General features: G+C 42.6%; 13 protein-coding genes. 4 read left to right on the top strand and 9 right to left on the bottom strand.

The genetic code is table 11. The features are described from left to right. Positions 1-34 precede the first annotated feature (34 nt). From CLHUN_RS00455 to CLHUN_RS00420, 8 genes are all read right to left on the bottom strand, one after another. Complete coding sequence (locus CLHUN_RS00455; RefSeq protein WP_080062598.1) at positions 35-937, bottom strand: type II secretion system F family protein; 903 nt, start codon at positions 935-937, stop codon at positions 35-37. A gap of 4 nt (positions 938-941) precedes the next feature. Then, a complete protein-coding gene (locus CLHUN_RS00450) occupies positions 942-1685 on the bottom strand; it encodes a type II secretion system F family protein (protein WP_080062597.1) in 744 nt (247 codons plus the stop codon). Between the two features lie 25 nt (positions 1686-1710). Then, entirely contained in the window at positions 1711-2949 is a 1239-nt protein-coding gene (locus CLHUN_RS00445) for a TadA family conjugal transfer-associated ATPase (RefSeq protein ID WP_080062596.1), read from the bottom strand. After that, positions 2946-4058 (bottom strand): P-loop NTPase family protein, encoded by a 1113-nt coding sequence (locus CLHUN_RS00440; RefSeq protein ID WP_080062595.1) that lies wholly within the window; start codon positions 4056-4058, stop codon positions 2946-2948. The genes CLHUN_RS00445 and CLHUN_RS00440 overlap by 4 nt, the downstream gene beginning before the upstream one ends. A 165-nt stretch (positions 4059-4223) precedes the next feature. After that, positions 4224-5024 (bottom strand): DUF4097 family beta strand repeat-containing protein, encoded by an 801-nt coding sequence (locus tag CLHUN_RS00435; protein WP_080062594.1) that lies wholly within the window; start codon positions 5022-5024, stop codon positions 4224-4226. Between the two features lie 167 nt (positions 5025-5191). After that, positions 5192-5992 (bottom strand): sugar phosphate isomerase/epimerase family protein, encoded by an 801-nt coding sequence (locus tag CLHUN_RS00430; RefSeq protein ID WP_080062593.1) that lies wholly within the window; start codon positions 5990-5992, stop codon positions 5192-5194. 215 nt (positions 5993-6207) lie between these two features. Next, positions 6208-6660 (bottom strand): VanZ family protein, encoded by a 453-nt coding sequence (locus tag CLHUN_RS00425; protein ID WP_080062592.1) that lies wholly within the window; start codon positions 6658-6660, stop codon positions 6208-6210. Between the two features lie 75 nt (positions 6661-6735). Continuing rightward, the gene (locus CLHUN_RS00420) at positions 6736-10509 is read right to left on the bottom strand and encodes a phosphoribosylformylglycinamidine synthase (protein WP_080062591.1); all 3774 of its coding nucleotides are present in this window, start codon (positions 10507-10509) and stop codon (positions 6736-6738) included. Between the two features lie 166 nt (positions 10510-10675). Here CLHUN_RS00420 and CLHUN_RS00415 point away from each other — a divergent pair, with 166 nt between their 5' ends. Further along, entirely contained in the window at positions 10676-11554 is an 879-nt protein-coding gene (locus CLHUN_RS00415; RefSeq protein ID WP_080062590.1) for a LysR family transcriptional regulator, read from the top strand. Positions 11555-11563: 9 nt separating this feature from the next. On the opposite strand, the gene CLHUN_RS00410 is transcribed toward CLHUN_RS00415, so the two are convergent. Then, positions 11564-12613, bottom strand: a complete 1050-nt coding sequence (locus tag CLHUN_RS00410; protein WP_080062589.1) for an HD-GYP domain-containing protein — start codon at positions 12611-12613, stop codon at positions 11564-11566. Between the two features lie 231 nt (positions 12614-12844). Here CLHUN_RS00410 and CLHUN_RS00405 point away from each other — a divergent pair, with 231 nt between their 5' ends. The 3 genes from CLHUN_RS00405 to CLHUN_RS00395 are packed head-to-tail and all read left to right on the top strand — an operon-like array spanning position 12845 to position 17349. After that, positions 12845-13555 (top strand): ABC transporter ATP-binding protein, encoded by a 711-nt coding sequence (locus CLHUN_RS00405; protein WP_080062588.1) that lies wholly within the window; start codon positions 12845-12847, stop codon positions 13553-13555. Positions 13556-13589: 34 nt separating this feature from the next. Next, a complete protein-coding gene (locus tag CLHUN_RS00400; RefSeq protein WP_080062587.1) occupies positions 13590-15977 on the top strand; it encodes a COG1361 S-layer family protein in 2388 nt (795 codons plus the stop codon). Continuing rightward, positions 15964-17349, top strand: coding sequence for an ABC transporter permease (locus tag CLHUN_RS00395; RefSeq protein WP_080062586.1), 1386 nt, complete (start codon positions 15964-15966; stop codon positions 17347-17349). The genes CLHUN_RS00400 and CLHUN_RS00395 overlap by 14 nt, the downstream gene beginning before the upstream one ends. Positions 17350-17418: the final 69 nt, after the last annotated feature.

Below are 17418 nucleotides of genomic sequence, written 5' to 3'. Positions count from 1 at the left end.
TCACCTCCTTTTAAATATATTTATGTATAATTAGTCAAAACCCCGAGGCAATTCCCTGCATAGAAAGAAATGCCGGGGTTACAACTATTATCAGGATTGCAAAAAACATGAGCATCATAGGAAGCAGCAGCTTTGTTGCGGCTTCCTCACCCAGCCTTCTGATGATATTTTTGCGCATTTCCCAACATTCATGTGCCTGAAGTCTCAGGGAAAGCACCAGGTCATTGCCTCCTCTTTTGGTATTTTGCAGGATAGTAGACATAAGCCTTGATATCTCCGGTGTCCTTATTCTCTTTGCAAAAAGACTGTATGCTTCATTTTCATTCATTCCAGCTTTTATATCAGCCACCGTGGCACTGACCTCCATGTAAAATGCACTTTCACTGTTTTCAAGAGCTGTTCTGTCCAGAGCTATCTTTTCCCATGATTTGAACATAGTCATTCCGGCGTTGAGCAATAAAGTCAGCTTGTTTATAAAATCAGGAAATTCCAATTGCATTCCAAGCCTTCTTTTTTTTACCCGGTTTTTCAGACGGGCATCCTCCAGAAACCATAGGAGCACTGATACTGCAGGGACATAACACATATAGGCAGGGTCATACCCGGAAGCCAGAGAGGTTATCAATTCAATGACCATAAACAGCATAATCAAAACTATTTTTTTTGAATAGGCCACTCTGGCATAGAAGGAGGAGTACTCCTGACCATATATTTCAGTTGCATAATTCAATATTCTTCTGTCGTAGGAGGTGTTGAAGGAATAGTTGTATTTGTCCAGAACAAACAAACCGAAGATAAGGAAATTTTTAAAAGGTTCACTACTGTCTAGCGCTTCAATATATGCAATATATTTTGCTCGGTTTCTTATAATAACTATTGCAAAATATAGAACCATGCAAAGTATTGCTGCTATTAAAAAAATATTTATCACTAGCATATTTTCACAGCCTTATACTCATTATTTTACCGGATATGAGATAGGCGGCGGCCAACAGCAGGAGACTGACTGTCATGGCTGCCTTACCTGCATTTGTCATGAACAGGGGGCTTATATAATCCTGAGCTGAAACTGATAATAAAGAGATTATGACTACGGGCATAATATTTAAAATTCTCTGTTCAAATTTTCTGGAAGCCAACAAGGTTTCTATCTCCTGCTTCATTTCTATCTTGTCACTGATTATTCCGGATGCATTTTTTACAGCTACTATCAGATTGCCGCCACTTCTCTTGCAAATGGATATACAATCAGAAAAATTTACTATATCATCCAATTTCGATCGTCTTGCAAGATCTCCTACCGCCTCCTCTATAGTTACATTCAGAGCCAGTTTATGAAGTATTATTCTGGTCTCCCTAATGATACAGGCATCATCACCCGGGTAAAGCACCAGCAAATCTCCCAAAGCATTACTGAAAGCATTCTCTACAGCATTTCCTGAGGACAGTGATGAAGCCAGCGAAGTCAGAAGATCCTTGAATTGAAGATTAAGCTGGTTTTTACGTCTCAAAACCAGTTGTTTTCTTCTGTGCCTTAAGTAGAAAATGCCCAATGGACTAAGACCTCCGGCAAGAAAGCTGTTTCTGTAAAAAAGATAGGTTATGCCAAAAATAGCTGCTCCAGCCAATAAAACATAAATTATTTTCCATTTAAAAGAAATAATATAATTATCGTAATCCTCCACAGTACACTCTCCTTTATGAAATATTTTAAATGTCGCAGGCAATTCCTGAATTTCTCAGCTTCCGGGTGTTGATCAAGGGGTTTGAACTTCTCTTAAGACATCCTTCCACCTTATCAGTGAAGGCCATGTCATTGGAGGCTTCCTCAAAGGTAAACAGCGGGTTTAGCTGGATATGTCCATTCTCCAGCCCCAGCACCTCTGATATTTCAATTGTTCTTCTCGAACTGTCCCTGAGCCTGGAAAGAAATATAATAATATCAATAGCTGAAGATATCTGTTTTCTCACCGCCTCAAGAGGCAAAGGCGATGAGCTCAAAACCATGGTCTCCAGCCTGGACAACATGTCCTCAGTTGAGTTTGCATGTCCTGTTGAGAGCGACCCGTCATGCCCCGTATTCATTGCCTGCAGCATATCTATTGTCTCTGTGCCCCGCACTTCACCGACAATTATTCTAGTCGGCTTCATACGAAGAGAGGTTTTTATCAAATCTCTGATGGTAATCTCTCCTCTGCCCTCAAGATTTGAATTTCTGGTTTCCAGCCTTACGAGGTTGGGAATGTTTTGTATTTGCAGCTCTGCCGAATCCTCAATAGTAATGATTCTTTCGTCCTGGGGTATAAAATTTGACAGTGCGTTGAGAAATGTGGTTTTTCCTGAGCCTGTTCCGCCGCATATGAAGATATTGTATTTAGCAAGCACCAGTTTCTTCAGTGCCTCGGCGGCTTCAGGTGTCACGGACTCAAGTTCAATGAGCCTTTCCATATCTACAGGTTTGGAAGGGAATTTTCTGATGGTAACTATGGGCCCGTCAAGAGCTATAGGCGGCAGGACTACATTTATTCTTGACCCGTCCTTGAGTCTGGCATCTACTATTGGTGTTGATTCATTAACGGTTCTGTTGACTGCCGTTACCATTATCTGAATAATGTCTTCCAGCTTTTGTGCCGATTCAAATTGCATATTCAGCCTGGTACTCCTGCCGAATTTTTCTATAAACAGGCTGTTGGGTCCGTTTATCATAATCTCTGTAATATCAGAATCATCAAGTATTGGCTGAAGTATGTCCAGCCTTCTCAAGGAGTTGAATACCGCCGAAATCAAATCTTTCTTTTCATATGACTTTAAAAATATTTCCCTTGATTTTTCAAAGACGGATTTCTCTATAACTCCCAATATTTCTTCATCTGTAAAATACCTCTTTAAGTCGATTTTTTCACTTATGGCAGCTTTTATTTCGTTCAGCAAGTCCCGGTTCAAGGTCATCCCCCCTGCGACTGCTGTCTTATATACCTTCCTGCTATTTGCTTTAAGGAACTGTAAATTGTATCAGGTCCTCCCATTATACCGAACTTTTTGGAATTGAAGCTTTCAATCAAAGGGATTTCGGATAGGATTCTTTCGCTTGAAATGACATTTTTGATTAATGGGAGGGCCTGATTTGACACTTTATTTGCCACATATATAATTTTATCCGGCAAATAAGCAAATTGATTGGAAGAGTTCGACAGCTTATTTAAACTTCCCAAAAAGATAGATGTCTTATGTAAACAAATTTCATCATTAACTAATAAATATATAATTTCATCACTATTATTAAAAATTTTAAGAGTATTTGCATCAAGGCGTGAATCCATATCAACCACAATGATATCGTACTGTCCGGATTCCTTCAGATTGTCAATAAGAAACTCCAAATCGCCTGGAAGCAGTTCAGTCATCTCCAATGGATTATTTGCAGGCTGGTAGTAAAACATGTTGGTGGATGGATCCTGGCACCTCATAGCAGTAAGCTTTGAGATCAGATTATTGTCTTTTACTCTGACATAATAAATCACTTCTGATATTGAATAATCAGCATTACAGGAAAAAAAGAATTTTGTAGACTGAAACTGCTCAAGATTTAAATAAAGAACTTTCAGACCGTACAGAGAACAAATCGAACCTATTCCCAGTGCAATTGAGGTCTTGCCTGTACTGCCGGAAGCCGAATAAACCGGTATGATTCTGGCTGCTTTTTCTTTTGCCGGACTGATAATATTACCTGCCTTTGTAAAACTGTTTATTATGTCTCCGGCAATCTTATTTACATCTTTGTATTTGTAGATTGAGGGGATTTCTGCGACTCCACTGCTGCTTGAGCCTGAGGAAAGGATTAGCAGGGTTTTTGCATAATGCTTGGTAATGACGTTGTAAAACTTCTCACCGGTAAGGACAATATCAGGGTCTATTTTTTTTATCCATTCCTCTATGTTGTAGGAATTACTGCAATAACTTACCAGCAGGATTTCAGAAAAATTGTGGGTTAAAGAATTGCAAAGATTGAACGAATATTCATCATCATCGTCCACAATCATCAACTTTATGAGTGCCATTAGCTTTCTCCAGTTCTTTTGACATATATAAAAACAAATATTAAATGAATGACTAATGAAGTGAAAAAAGAAGAATTTTATAATCTAGTACAATTATATTATATATTTGGATTTTGTCAACATATTTTTTCTATTTTTGTTAAATTATTTCATATTTATAAATTTTTAGTAGCCATTTACAGATATTTTGCCGATTTTTGCTGCTGCGTTTACCATAATATCACCCTCTAAGCCTGTAAACTGGTTATTTTCTATTGTTCCAACCGCATTAAGGCATATGCTGCTGGCAGCAGGAAAGTTCAGGTTGATATTTCCTGTGCCTGTTTCAAAAGAATATCCGGCTTTGTTCCCGCATTCATTTTTTATGTATATATTCCCTGTCTGCAAAATCACCGCAGACCCGTCGGACAGTCTGCCAGAGTCAAGCCGCATATTGCCCTTTCCGCACTCCAAGGACAGAGCACCATACAAAGCCCTGATTTCGGTATTTACACTGTCCAGCCGCGCATGAACATTTCCTTCATATTTGTCCTCAAGGATAAAGCTCCCCACCCTCTGCTCCAGTTTTATATCCTTAATCCAGCGTGGTATGGTAAGCTTGATATCTGAGTACACATCCTCGGAATTTTTTATTTTACCGTTATATTTTACATAAATATTGCAGGTACTATCTTTAATGGCGGTTTCCACAGAGAATCTGCCAAGAAGCTTCTGAAGCTGTTCCTGGCTTTTATGGGCTCTGACAGTGTACTTTATCTCGGAACTGATATTGGGGTTGTCCCAGCAAAAGATTTGGAGCTTTCCGGAATCTACAAAAATGTTTAGTGTTTTAATCTTTTTTGTGAGTTCAATGGTCGAATTATCATATTTGATGGAATCCTGCCTGTGAGCAGTTTCAGCCTGCCCGCCGCAGCCAGAAATAAGAATTGAAATACCGATTAAGAATAGAGTGAAAAATTTTTTCATGTTTTCTCCCTGCAAGTTTTGTATTCGCAAGAATAATAACATACTTACTCAAATCTTCCAAATATTTCCTGTCCAATTCTTATACGAACGGACAGGAATATTTGCTTGAAGTGTCTTTATTTAAAGCCTGCAGCCTTGTTTTCAAGCTGTTTTTATATTTTTTGTCACTATATAAGGCTCTTCATATAACCTGCGTAGTGCGAAAAAACTATTCCCGGTTCTTCAAGATCCAGATTCCATCGCTTTACCCATTCAAGGGATAGGTAGCCGGTATAGTCATTTTCCTTCAGCAGCCTTACAATACTCTTTATGGGAATATCTCCATGCCCCATCATTTTGTATTTTATAGCACCTTCAAAAACCAGGGAATCCTTAATATGAATAAAGCAGATATACTCCTTCAGATTCCGGTAGGTTTCCTCCACCGACTCATTAAAAAATCTGATTGGATGATGGACATCCCAGAGGACGCCTACACTGTGGGAGGAAACCTTCTCAATGGCTGCCTTCATGGCTTTTGAGTCGGCAAAGACACCGTTTGTCTCCACCAGGAGCTTTACATGCTTCTCTTCAGCTTGGACAGACAGCTTCCTGAGATTTTCAACTACGAACTCCACATCCACCTCCCCTGGCTGGGGGTGAGCATCTCCCAGCACCCTTACATAGGGTGTTCCGATTTTTGCTGCAAGTTCAATATAATCCTCAGCTTCCTGAATATGCTTTTGAATATTTGCCTTGTCAAATAAAAAACTGGCAGATGTCAAACAAGGGATTTCAAGCCCGATTCTATCCAGCTTCTTTTTTGTCAGATCAATATTTTCAACGGCAAACTGCTTTGCCTTGGGTACATAAAGCTCATTTCCTATACCTCGAATTTCTATACCATCAAAGCCTATATCCTTGGCAGTAGCAAGCATATCCTCCCAGCTCCAGCCAGGGCATCCCAGCGTAGAAAATGATATTTTCATATAAACCTCCCGTCGGTGTGCGGCTGCACACAGTTGAATTGAATGTAACAACATTTAACTTGCTTTCATGATAACATTTTTTTCCGCTGCCTGCAAGAAAGCAACACCCTTGGCTTACCATCGGCCCAGTGAGGCAGATTGCACTTTTTATGCTGACAAAGCCATATACAGCCCCATATGGCCATATATATTATGTTATTATTCTGAGAAGCAGATTAGAATTTAAGGAAATAAAAGAACAGCTTGAACAAAAAGTAGCCCAGTATTCCACCGACCACATTCAGGAGAATATCATCAATATCACTGATACCCGACCTTGTAAGGTATTGGGTAATTTCCACAAGAGCCGTGGACAGGCAGGAAATAATCAATACCCTTCTGAAACTCCTGACAGAAGTAAATGCAAGGGGAAGAAGAAATCCCATGGGCATAAAGGCTATAATGTTTCCCAGAAGGTTTATAATTACGCTGCGGGTTGTCATATACCCGGTAAGGTATTGCATAATGGTAGAAAAGGGGATCAGATTTATGCCTCTGAGCCCCGCCGCTCTTCCATAACGGGGGCTGAAGAAAGTCAGGTAGAGCAGTAAAAGAAGATATGCCGCCAGTAAAAGCAGCGCTATGCGGCCTGCAAGTTTTTTCATATTTTCCTTATTGCTCCTACCCATACTTTCATAACCTCTGGTTTACAAAATTCAAATCTACAAGTTTTCTTGCGGAATGCTTCAATGCCATACTGTACCTTAGCTTCTGAAATAATCCACTCCGGCCTTGAATAACTGCTGGTCCTTCTCCCCCGGCACATTCCTGTACAGATTTGAGCCGGTTCTTTCTGAGTGCCCCATTTTGCCGAATACTCTTCCATCAGGACTTGTTATCCCTTCTATGGCGTTTATTGACCCGTTTGGATTGTAACCGATATCATAGGTGGGCTTTCCGTTCAAGTCAACATATTGTGCAGCTATCTGCCCATTGGCCTCAAGAGTCTTCAAAATCTCACTGCCGGCAGTAAATCGCCCTTCTCCATGGGATATAGCTATTGTGTGAATATCTCCAACCTTTACATTGTTAAGCCAGGGCGACAGATTTGAGGTTATTTTTGTGTTAACCAGACAGGACTGATGACGACCAATAGTATTAAAGGTCAGAGTGGGGCAATTCTCATCAATATTCCTGATTTCTCCAAAGGGAAGCAAGCCAAGCTTAACCAAGGCCTGGAAACCGTTGCATATTCCCATAACCAGTCCGTCTCTCTGCTTCAGGAGTTTCATCACAGCCTGGCTTACCACGGGATTCCTGAAAGCGGTAGCTATAAATTTGCCTGAGCCTTCGGGCTCATCTCCGGCACTGAAACCTCCCGGAATCATAATTATCTGGGAATTGTCTATGAGCCTTTCCATTTCTTTTATGGAGTCTTCAATGTCGCTGTGGGACAGATTTCTGATAACCAGAGTTTCAACTATTCCACCTGCATTTTCAAATACCTTTTTAGTGTCGTATTCGCAATTTGTCCCCGGAAATACGGGTATAAACACTCTCGGTTTTGCGAGCACGGCAGATGGCCGTATTTTTCTGCCCGCATTATAGCTGTATTCCACAGGCGTGCCTGCTGGCGCCTTTACTTTTGTGGCAAATATCCTTTCCAACGGCTCCTGCCATTTTTGAGAAAGTGCCGCCAGAGGAATATTTGTACCTCCGAGCACTATCCCCGCTTCAGCCACGGTGGTTCCCAACAGCATAAAGTTCAAGCCTGCAAAAGCCGTTTCAAGGCAGGCACTTTCCGGCAGTTCAACCACCATTGAACCATACAGTGGCTTGAAAAGCATTTCCGGCTGGATATCTTTCTCGAATTTCAAACCTATCATGTTGCCAAAAGCCATTTTGCTTGTGATTTCAGCAACTCCGCCTTCTCTCACCGAGCATGCGGCTAACAGCTCCCTGCTTACAGACAATTTGTGAATGGCACTGCATACCTTGTCCAATTCTTCAAAATCCGGCAGCATGTTTTTATCCATGCCTACAGTCAGAAGGACAATCTTGCTTCCCACTGCCTTGAATTCATTTGATACCACATGGTTAACATCCACGGTATCAACCGCAAAGGATACCAGTGTAGGCGGAACATCCAATTCCTTGAAACTCCCGGACATGCTGTCCTTCCCGCCGATAGCGGCAGTACCAAGCTTCATCTGGGCATAATAGGCTCCCAGCAAGGCACTCAAAGGTTTTCCCCAGCGTATGGGATCTTTCCCGGGCTTTTCAAAATACTCCTGCAGTGTCAATCTGGCTTTTTTATAGTCTCCACCCATGGCGGCAATTTTGGCAATGGACTCCACAACAGCATATACCGCCCCATGAAAAGGGCTCCACGTTGATATTTCAGGATTATAGCCAAAAGACATGAGAGTTCCGGTGGAAGTATCTCCCTCCATAAGCGGCAGCTTTGCGGCCATGCCTTCGGCCGGTGTCAACTGGTACTTCCCTCCAAAGGGCATAAGCACGGTATTTGCTCCAATAGTTGAGTCAAAGCGCTCCACCAGTCCCTTTTGGCTGCACCTGTTGAGATTTTGCAGGTTCTCAGCCCATTTTTCCTGGAGATTATCTATTTTCATATTATTGAAGCTGTCAAAGTAGCTTTCTTCTTTTGGAGCAGCTATTTCAATGTCAATTCTTTGCCTTGCTCCGTTTGAATTCAGGAATTCACGGCTCAAATCCACGATTTTGCCGCCTCTCCAGTACATCTTGAGTCTTGGTGCAGAAGTAACCTCTGCAACCACCACTGCTTCAAGATTTTCATGGTTGGAAAACCCTATGAATTTTTCCACGTCAGCCGCTGCTACAACTACCGCCATTCTTTCCTGTGATTCGGAAATAGCCAGCTCTGTTCCATCCAGTCCCTCGTATTTCTTTGGTACCATATCAAGATTTATTTCAAGTCCGTCTGCCAGCTCACCTATGGCTACCGAAACTCCTCCGGCTCCGAAATCATTGCATCTCTTTATAAGTGTGCTTACCCGGGGGTTTCTGAACAAGCGCTGTATTTTTCTTTCTACCGGCGCATTACCCTTTTGGACTTCAGCCCCACAAGCTGCCAGTGATTCCTCCGTATGTGCCTTTGAGGAGCCGGTGGCTCCTCCGCAGCCATCCCTGCCGGTTCTTCCGCCCAGAAGGATAATTTTGTCTCCTGCTTCGGGCTGTCTGCGCACAACATTACTTCTGGGCGCCGCACCTATAACCGCGCCTATTTCCATTCTCTTTGCCACATAGCCTTCGTTGTATATTTCAGAAACCTGTCCGGTTGCAAGGCCAATCTGGTTACCATAGGAGCTGTAACCTGCTGCTGCTCCGGTAGTGATTTTCTTCTGAGGAAGCTTGCCCGGAATAGTTTCCGCCATGCCTTTTCTGGGATCACCGCTTCCGGTCACCCTCATTGCCTGGTAAACATACACCCTGCCCGACAGCGGATCGCGGATAGCTCCTCCCAGGCAGGTTGCCGCTCCTCCGAAAGGTTCAATTTCAGTAGGATGATTATGAGTTTCATTCTTGAACATTACCAGCCATTCTTCATTTTTGCCGTCTATTTCTGCATTTACCACAATACTGCATGCATTGATTTCATCAGAAAGGTCCAGGTCCTCAAGCTTTCCCTGTTTTTTAAGTGACTTCATGGCCATGAGTGCAACATCCATAAGGCACACGTCCCTTTGTTCCGGGTCTTGGTAAACCTGCTCCCTTGCTGCCTTATAGTCCTTAAAGGTGTCTTCGATTATTCCGGTGTATTTGCCTTTCTGGAAGCTGACGCTGTCTATGCAGGTGAGAAAAGTGGTATGCCTGCAGTGATCCGACCAGTAAGTATCTATCATTCTCATTTCGGTAACCCATGGATCCCTTTTTTCTGAATCCCTGAAGTAGCTCTGGCAAAACAATATGTCATCAAAAGACATTGCAAAGCCCATTTCCTTTAATAGAGCCCGCAATTGCCCGCCATCCATGTCTGTAAATCCGTCCACGGCTGCCACATCCCCCGGCTGTTCAACCTCAGCTTTGAGTGTTGCAGGCTTTTCCAGCTTTGCCTCCTGGCTTTCCACCGGATTTATATAAAATTTCTTGATGGCCTCCATATCCTGTTCAGATATTTCCCCCATAAGTACAATTACCCGGGCAGCCTTTATTTCAGGCCTCTCCCCCTGGGTCAGCAATTGAATGCACTGAGCCGCAGAATCGGCACGCTGGTCGTACTGGCCTGGCAGGTATTCAACTGCAAAGGCCTTGCCGCCTTGAGGAATTGCGTACTCCTCGTCATATGCAATATCCACGGGAGGCTCTGAAAAAATAGTATTCCGGGCCAGCTTGTACTCGTCCTCACTGATGCCTTCAATATCATATCTGTTTATTATTCTTATCCACTCAAGGCTCTTGATTCCCAGAGTTTCCGTAAGGTCTGAGAACAGCCCCTGCGCTTCAACATCATAAGGTTTTTTCTTTTCAACAAACAACCTTTTAACCGTACTTGCCATAGCTTCCCCTTTTCCGGCAATGAAAACAGTCTCTTTGTCTCCATCTCCTAAAAAATTATATTTAAAGTAATTCAACTCCTGTTTAAAAATAATGATATATTTATTATAATATGTTAAAATGTATTAGTAAAATTAATAATATTAATAGTATGTATTAAGGTGGCTTATGGATATTAATTTTGAATTGTATAAGATTTTTTTTTGTTGCGCAGATAACCAAAGCTTTTCAAAAGCGGCAAAAAAGCTATTTATTTCCCAATCGGCAGTGAGCCAGGCCATAAGACAGCTTGAAACCCGTCTGGGGGTAACCCTGTTTTACAGAAAATCCAGAACCATTCAATTGACCTCAGAGGGTGAGATGCTTTTCAGTTATGTGGCACAGGCTTATAACTTTATAAAAACCGCGGAGTCAAAGCTCCAGGAGCTGGAAGGCTTGAAGGCAGGAGAAATAAGAATAGGCGTAAGTGATTCCATCTGCAAATATTTTGTTATGCCGTATATAAAGAAATTCGGCATGCTATACCCTCAAATCTCCATAAAAGTAGTGAACCGTACTACCCCTCAACTGCTGGAGGTATTAAAAAACGGTCTTGTAGACATGGTTATTTCCACGCTTCCGGTTAATCCGGATATATATGCTTCTGTTGGATTTATAACTGTGGAGGATATATTTGTAGCCTCTGGCAAGTACGCAGAGCTGAAAAACAGGAGAGTTCCGCTGAGGGAGCTTACCATGCACCCTCTGGTTATGCTGCCTCCCGACAGCTCCACCCGAAAAGCAATAGACTCTTTTTTTGTCAGCCATGGCCTGACCTGTTCACCCGAAATAGAACTTGAGAGCCTTGATCTGCTGGTGGAATTTGCATTGATTGGAACAGGAATAGCTTATGTTCTCAAGGACAGTGCAATGAAATATATAGAAGGCGGCGGCCTATTCCGGATAGAGACCGCCGAAAAACTGCCTGAAAGAGAGGTTGGAATAGTCACAATGAAAAATGTAATGCTGTCAAAAGCAGTACAGACATTTATGGACATACTGCTTTAGGCAATTGTATTATAAAAACTCCTTGATCAGTTCCTCCTTCTCCACCGAAAAATCAACAAAATTTTCATTAACCCTGATTACAGGTGCATATGCACATTGATTGGGCACATATACAATTTCACCTATTTCTCCGTTTGTCATTTTGACTTTTGAACCCACATAATAGCTGGGCATATTTGTAAACAGCACCATCATGATTTTAGGGTCTACAGTGTCAAAGCCTACACTTTCCAATTCCTTAAAAGCCGTAAAGGGGGTCTGTCTTCCCCTGTATACTCTCTCGGAGGTAATGGCGTCAAATATGTCTGCAACCGTTATGATTTTTGAATAGAGGTTTTTCTGGTTTCCCTTTATTCCAAAGGGATAGCCTGAGCCGTTTTCCTTCTCATGATGCATTATAACGGCCCTTTTGACATCCATGCTGATTTCGCTGTAATTCTTTATTATCTCGTAGCCATATACAGGATGCCTTTTCATGATTTCGTATTCGTGGTCGGTCAAAGGCCCTTTCTTGTTGAGTATTTCCAATGGAATTTGTGCCTTCCCCACATCGTGGAGCAGACCCGCCATTACCACATCCTTAAGCTGTTTTTTGGTAAAGCTCAGCCACTTTCCCAAAAGCATGGAGTAAACAGAGACATTGACAAGATGTGAATAGGTATAGGAGTCAGCTATTCTCACCGAATTGACGCAATCCATAAGTGCACCGCAGTCGTTGAGTTTGCTGTAAATGTGTTCAGATATGTTCTCAGCCTTGTTAAAATCCAGCTCCTTACCCGAAGCCAAATCCTGAATCATCATCTTGGCCTCATTTACGTCTTCAATATACTTCTTTTGATCCTCGTTGATATTTTCAGCGGATAAATAATCGTCACCATGAACGGGATTTGAATTGTAGATAAATACCCTGTCTATTCTGAAGTCAAGGAGCTTCTTCAGAATATGCTCGTTAACAATGGTATTTAAAGGAACAATCATATTCCCGCCTATAGAGTATACGTCTTCACCAAGGTAGCTTCCCAGTATTTCTTCATTGACTTCAACATATTTTTTATCCATAGTCTCCCCGCCTACCTTTAATTATTAAGAGAAATTTAAGAAATACAGCCATTACTATTCTATATAAATATTATATAATAAAATAATAAAATAGTCACCCAATTTTCGCCATATAAATACATTATATGTAAAAATTTTATGATATTCTTAATTAATGTAAGCTGGAACATTTTTCACATTATTTACGTCAAAATAGGGTTAGAAAAAAACATACAAAGGAGGATTGCGTTATTGGAGAACATCATAGAAATCAAAGGTATCCGCAAGGTGTACAGAGTAGGCAGTGAGAAAGTCGTAGCACTGGACAATATTGACCTGTCTATTGGCAAAGGTGAAATCTGCTGCCTTTTGGGAACTTCAGGTTCGGGAAAGTCAACTCTGCTGAATCTGATGGCCGGTCTTGAAAAACCCTCCAGGGGTGAGATTATCATTAAGAATATACATGTGGAAAAGCTGGATGAAAAAAGGCTGGTTCTCTTCAGACAGAAATATATCGGCTTTGTATTCCAGTCCTACAATCTGCTGCCCAGCCTTACCGCTCTTGAGAATGTGGGGCTGCCCCTGGCCTTTAAGGGAATTCCACGCAGGATAAGAGATAAAAAATCCAAACAAATGCTGCACTCGGTAGGCCTGACCTCCCACAACAACAGAAAGCCTTCCCAGATGAGCGGCGGACAGCAGCAGAGAGTTGGAATCGCACGAGCTTTCGTGGGAAACCCTGAAATAGTTTTTGCGGATGAACCTACAGGAAACCTTGACTCGAAAACCACCAGTGAAGTAATGAACCTTATTACTGATATTGCAAGAAAAAGCAATCAAACCCTGATCATTGTCACCCATGACACAAATATAGCCAAATATGCGGACAGGATAATACATATATTAGACGGAAATATCGAGAAAATCGAAGCCGTTACTCCTCTGGGTGCAATTACAAACTAAATTAAAAGAGCCAAAAGGCTTGGAGGCTAGACATATGAGCAAAATAAAAAAATTTACTTCTTTAGTTTTAATTTGTTTAATCGTGATATCTGAACTCTTTTTGGGAAATATACCTGTCAAGGCGGCACAGGACGTTGATCTGGTTTCATATTTCTGTCCAAGTTCTCAAATCGCCCCCAACAGCGAATTTCAAATGAACCTGATAGTCCAGAACAATTCGGGATCTGAAATTACTAATGTAAAAATCATAATTGACGGCAGCTCTGCATTTACCCTGAAAAGCTCAAGTTCCAGCATGGAAATTCCCAGTATCGACAACGGACAGCAACAGGGACCTGGATTACGCACCTTTTCATATAACGGGGGCTCAAACAGGCTTCAGGTCACAATTCAGTATACCCTGGGAGGAAACCTGTTCCAAGTGGAGGATTCCCTGAACATCTCACAGGCTGTGCCAAAGGATGATACCCAGGAAACTCCTGTGGACACCACAAAATATGCTCCAAAAATAGTCATTGCAAGCAATACTGCCATCCCTTCCGGACAGGTGGGCTCCCAGATAACCTATACCCTGCCCCTTAAGAACACTTCTTTATATGGTGCCAGGAATATTGTTGTCTCACCTGTGCTGGACGACGGAGGCCCGGTTGTCATGAGCTCCATGAATATAACCCAGACAATTGACAGCCTTGCTCCAAATGAACAAAAGGATGTGAGCTTTACTTTCCAGATTTCCACAAATGCTTCCGTTAAGACCTATCCCATAAAGTTTAATATACAGTATTACAATACTACAAATAATTATTTCAGCTCCAGTGAAACAGCCTATTTGAAAACCACTGAAGGCACAAAGCTTCCCAAGCTTGCCCTGAAGTCGGTGGCCACAAATCCCTCCCCTGCTCTGGCAGGCGAAAATTTCAAACTGAATATAAACCTGGAAAATCTGGGCTCAGTGGCTGCCAAGAATGTACAGGTCACCCTGCTGGGACTTACAAATAACGGAGCAAGTATCACAGGCAGCACCAACAAGCAGACCAGGGCTACTATCTACGGAGGTTCCACCTCATTATTTACATATGACCTTTCCGCCTCCCCGAAAATAGAAACAGGGGCCAACACTCTGAAAGTAAGGCTTGATTACACCGATTATACAGGCTCGGCCTTTTCCGAGGAAATCGAGTTCTTCTACAATGTCCAGTCAGCGGGAACACAATCGGTCATTGAACTGAAAAATGTAAGCTACCCGGCTTCCGCCCTGATGCCCGGAAATAATGCCCTGATATCCTGTGATGTGGCAAATACCGGTTCTGCAGATGCTTATAATGTAAAAGTATCCTTAAACAATGAAAAGGAGATAATTCCCAGAACCTTGAATGCCATCATTCTTCCGGTACTTAAAAAGGGAGAGACCAAAAATGTCCAGTTCCAGCTTTTTGTATCCGACGAGGCCGTAACTAAGAATTATCCCGTTGCAGTAAATGTGGAGTACGACCTTACCTCCTCGGGAAACGGCACAAAGCAGTCCGCCATGCAATATGTGGGACTCTATGTGGAGAATAAAACCGGAAAATCCGTGCCCAGACTGATTATAGACAAATACAGTGTCAGTCCCGAAATAATAAATGCAGGTCAGCAGTTCACCCTGGATTTATCCATACTGAATACCAGCAAAGCCTCAACAATTAACAATGTCAAGGTTTCGCTGGCATCGGATGACGGCACCTTCAGCACTGTAAGCTCAAACTCTTTTTATATAGATTCCATAGGTCCTAAAGCAAGTGTAAGCAAAAAAATCACTTTTACATCAAAAGCCGATGCGCCTCCCAAGCAGTACACAATCAGCGTCAACTATGAATATGAGGATGAAAAAGGCAATCCATACACCAATAAGGATGTGGTGGGAATACCCATCCAGCAGTCGCCAAGACTTGTGGTGGGAGATGTGAGCATTCCTCCGGAAGCCTTTATCGGAAATCCCATTCCTGTAAATGTAAGCTTCTTCAACATGGGAAAAACCACTCTGTATAATCTGATGGTAAAGCTGGAAGGTAATTTCAGGGTAGAAGGCACCAGCTATTTTGTGGGTAATTTTGAATCGGGCAAGAGTGATTCCTTTGATGGGACTCTGGTTCCGGAAGCTGCAGGTCCCGCAAACGGCTTTATTGTATTCACCTATGAGGATTCCGAGGGCAAAAGCCAGGAGTTCAAAAAGGAAATATCCTTTAATGCCGCTGAAATGCCCATTCAACAGCCTATGCCCGGACAGGGGGAAATGCCTCCCGTAGAGCAAGGCAGCAAAATTCCAGCCTGGGCGTTCATTGTAAGTGGTGTAGTAATGCTTGCGGTCATAGTTGCAGCTATTCTTCTGATACGCAGAAAAATAAGAAGAAGAAAGGAATTTATGCTGGATGAAGAGCTTTGATCTTATAATAATGGGGCTTAAAAACCTTTTCAGGCGAAAAACCAGAACCATCCTTACGGTATTGGGTGTAGTAATAGGTACGGCTGCAATTGTTGTCATGGTTTCCTTGGGGCTTGGCATGAACGAGAGCTTTGATGAGCAGTTGAAGCAAATGGGCAGTCTTAACATTATCAATGTCACCAAATATCGCAATACTCCTGAAGGCGCCGCAGTAAATTCCAAGGAAATAGTGCTTGACGAAGTTGCCATTGCAAATATCGGGGCCATCAAGGGCGTACAGGCGGTAACTCCTGTAATGGAATCCTATGTAAAGCTTGTATCGGGAAAGTACCTTGCCTACACTCCCGTATTGGGAATTGATGCAGGTGTCATGAAGGATTTTGACTATTCTGCCGGCGAAGGCAGGCTGCTGCAGGAGGGCGACACCGACAACATAGTGATAGGCAGCATCATACCCCAGAATTTTTTCAATCCGAAAAACCAGTACAGTATGATGGGCGGCCCCAATCAAAAGCCTCCCGTAAATGTTATGACCGACAAGCTCCAGATAACCTTTGACATGATGTACGGCGAAAAACAGAGGCCCGGACAGGGAGGCACTGAAAACACAAAACCTCCCAAACTGTATAAGGTCAGAGCCGCGGGAGTACTGGTCCAGTCAAATGACTGGCAGAAAAATCAATATATTTTTATGGATATAACACACCTTCAGAAGCTTATAAAAGACGCCAACAAGGCTCAGGAGCAAGGCGGCAACAAGGGTATGGGAGGCATTTTCGGGAATGCCGACACCTCCAAGGGCTATGAAAGACTGATGGTTATGGTAAAGAACATCAAGGATGTTGACGGTGTTCAGAAGAAAATTGATGAAATGGGTTATGGCACCAACAGCCTGGGAGACCTTCGAAAGTCCATGCAGAAACAGGCTCAGACCATTCAGATCGTACTTGGAAGTATTGGCGCCATATCCCTGCTTATTTCCGCACTGGGAATTACCAATACCATGATAATGTCAATATATGAGAGAACCAGGGAAATCGGTGTCATGAAAGTACTTGGCTGCAAACTGAACAACATAAGACAGCTCTTTCTGTTTGAAGCAGGAGTCATCGGTTTTTTTGGAGGTCTGGCAGGAGTTCTTTTGAGTCTCCTGGCCTCCTTTATACTGAATGCCGTTGGTAAGGGCATCATGAACTCAGGAAATATGGGAATGGGAATGGGTATGGGTGGCGGCAGCAGGATATCTGTAATCCCGCCCTGGCTGGCAGCCCTCTCCATAGTTTTTGCCATATTCATTGGCCTTGTTTCCGGCTTTTCCCCTGCAAGAAGAGCTATGAAGCTAAGTGCTCTGGAAGCAATCAAGACCGAATAGCATATGTGTAGAAAACCGCAAAGGCGGAGGCTTAAGCAGCCTCCGCCTTTATTTTGCCTGGAGCCTGAA

Source organism: Ruminiclostridium hungatei, from assembly GCF_002051585.1.
GTDB lineage: Bacteria > Bacillota > Clostridia > Acetivibrionales > DSM-1351 > Ruminiclostridium > Ruminiclostridium hungatei.
This window is presented reverse-complemented; position numbering and strand designations above follow the sequence as displayed.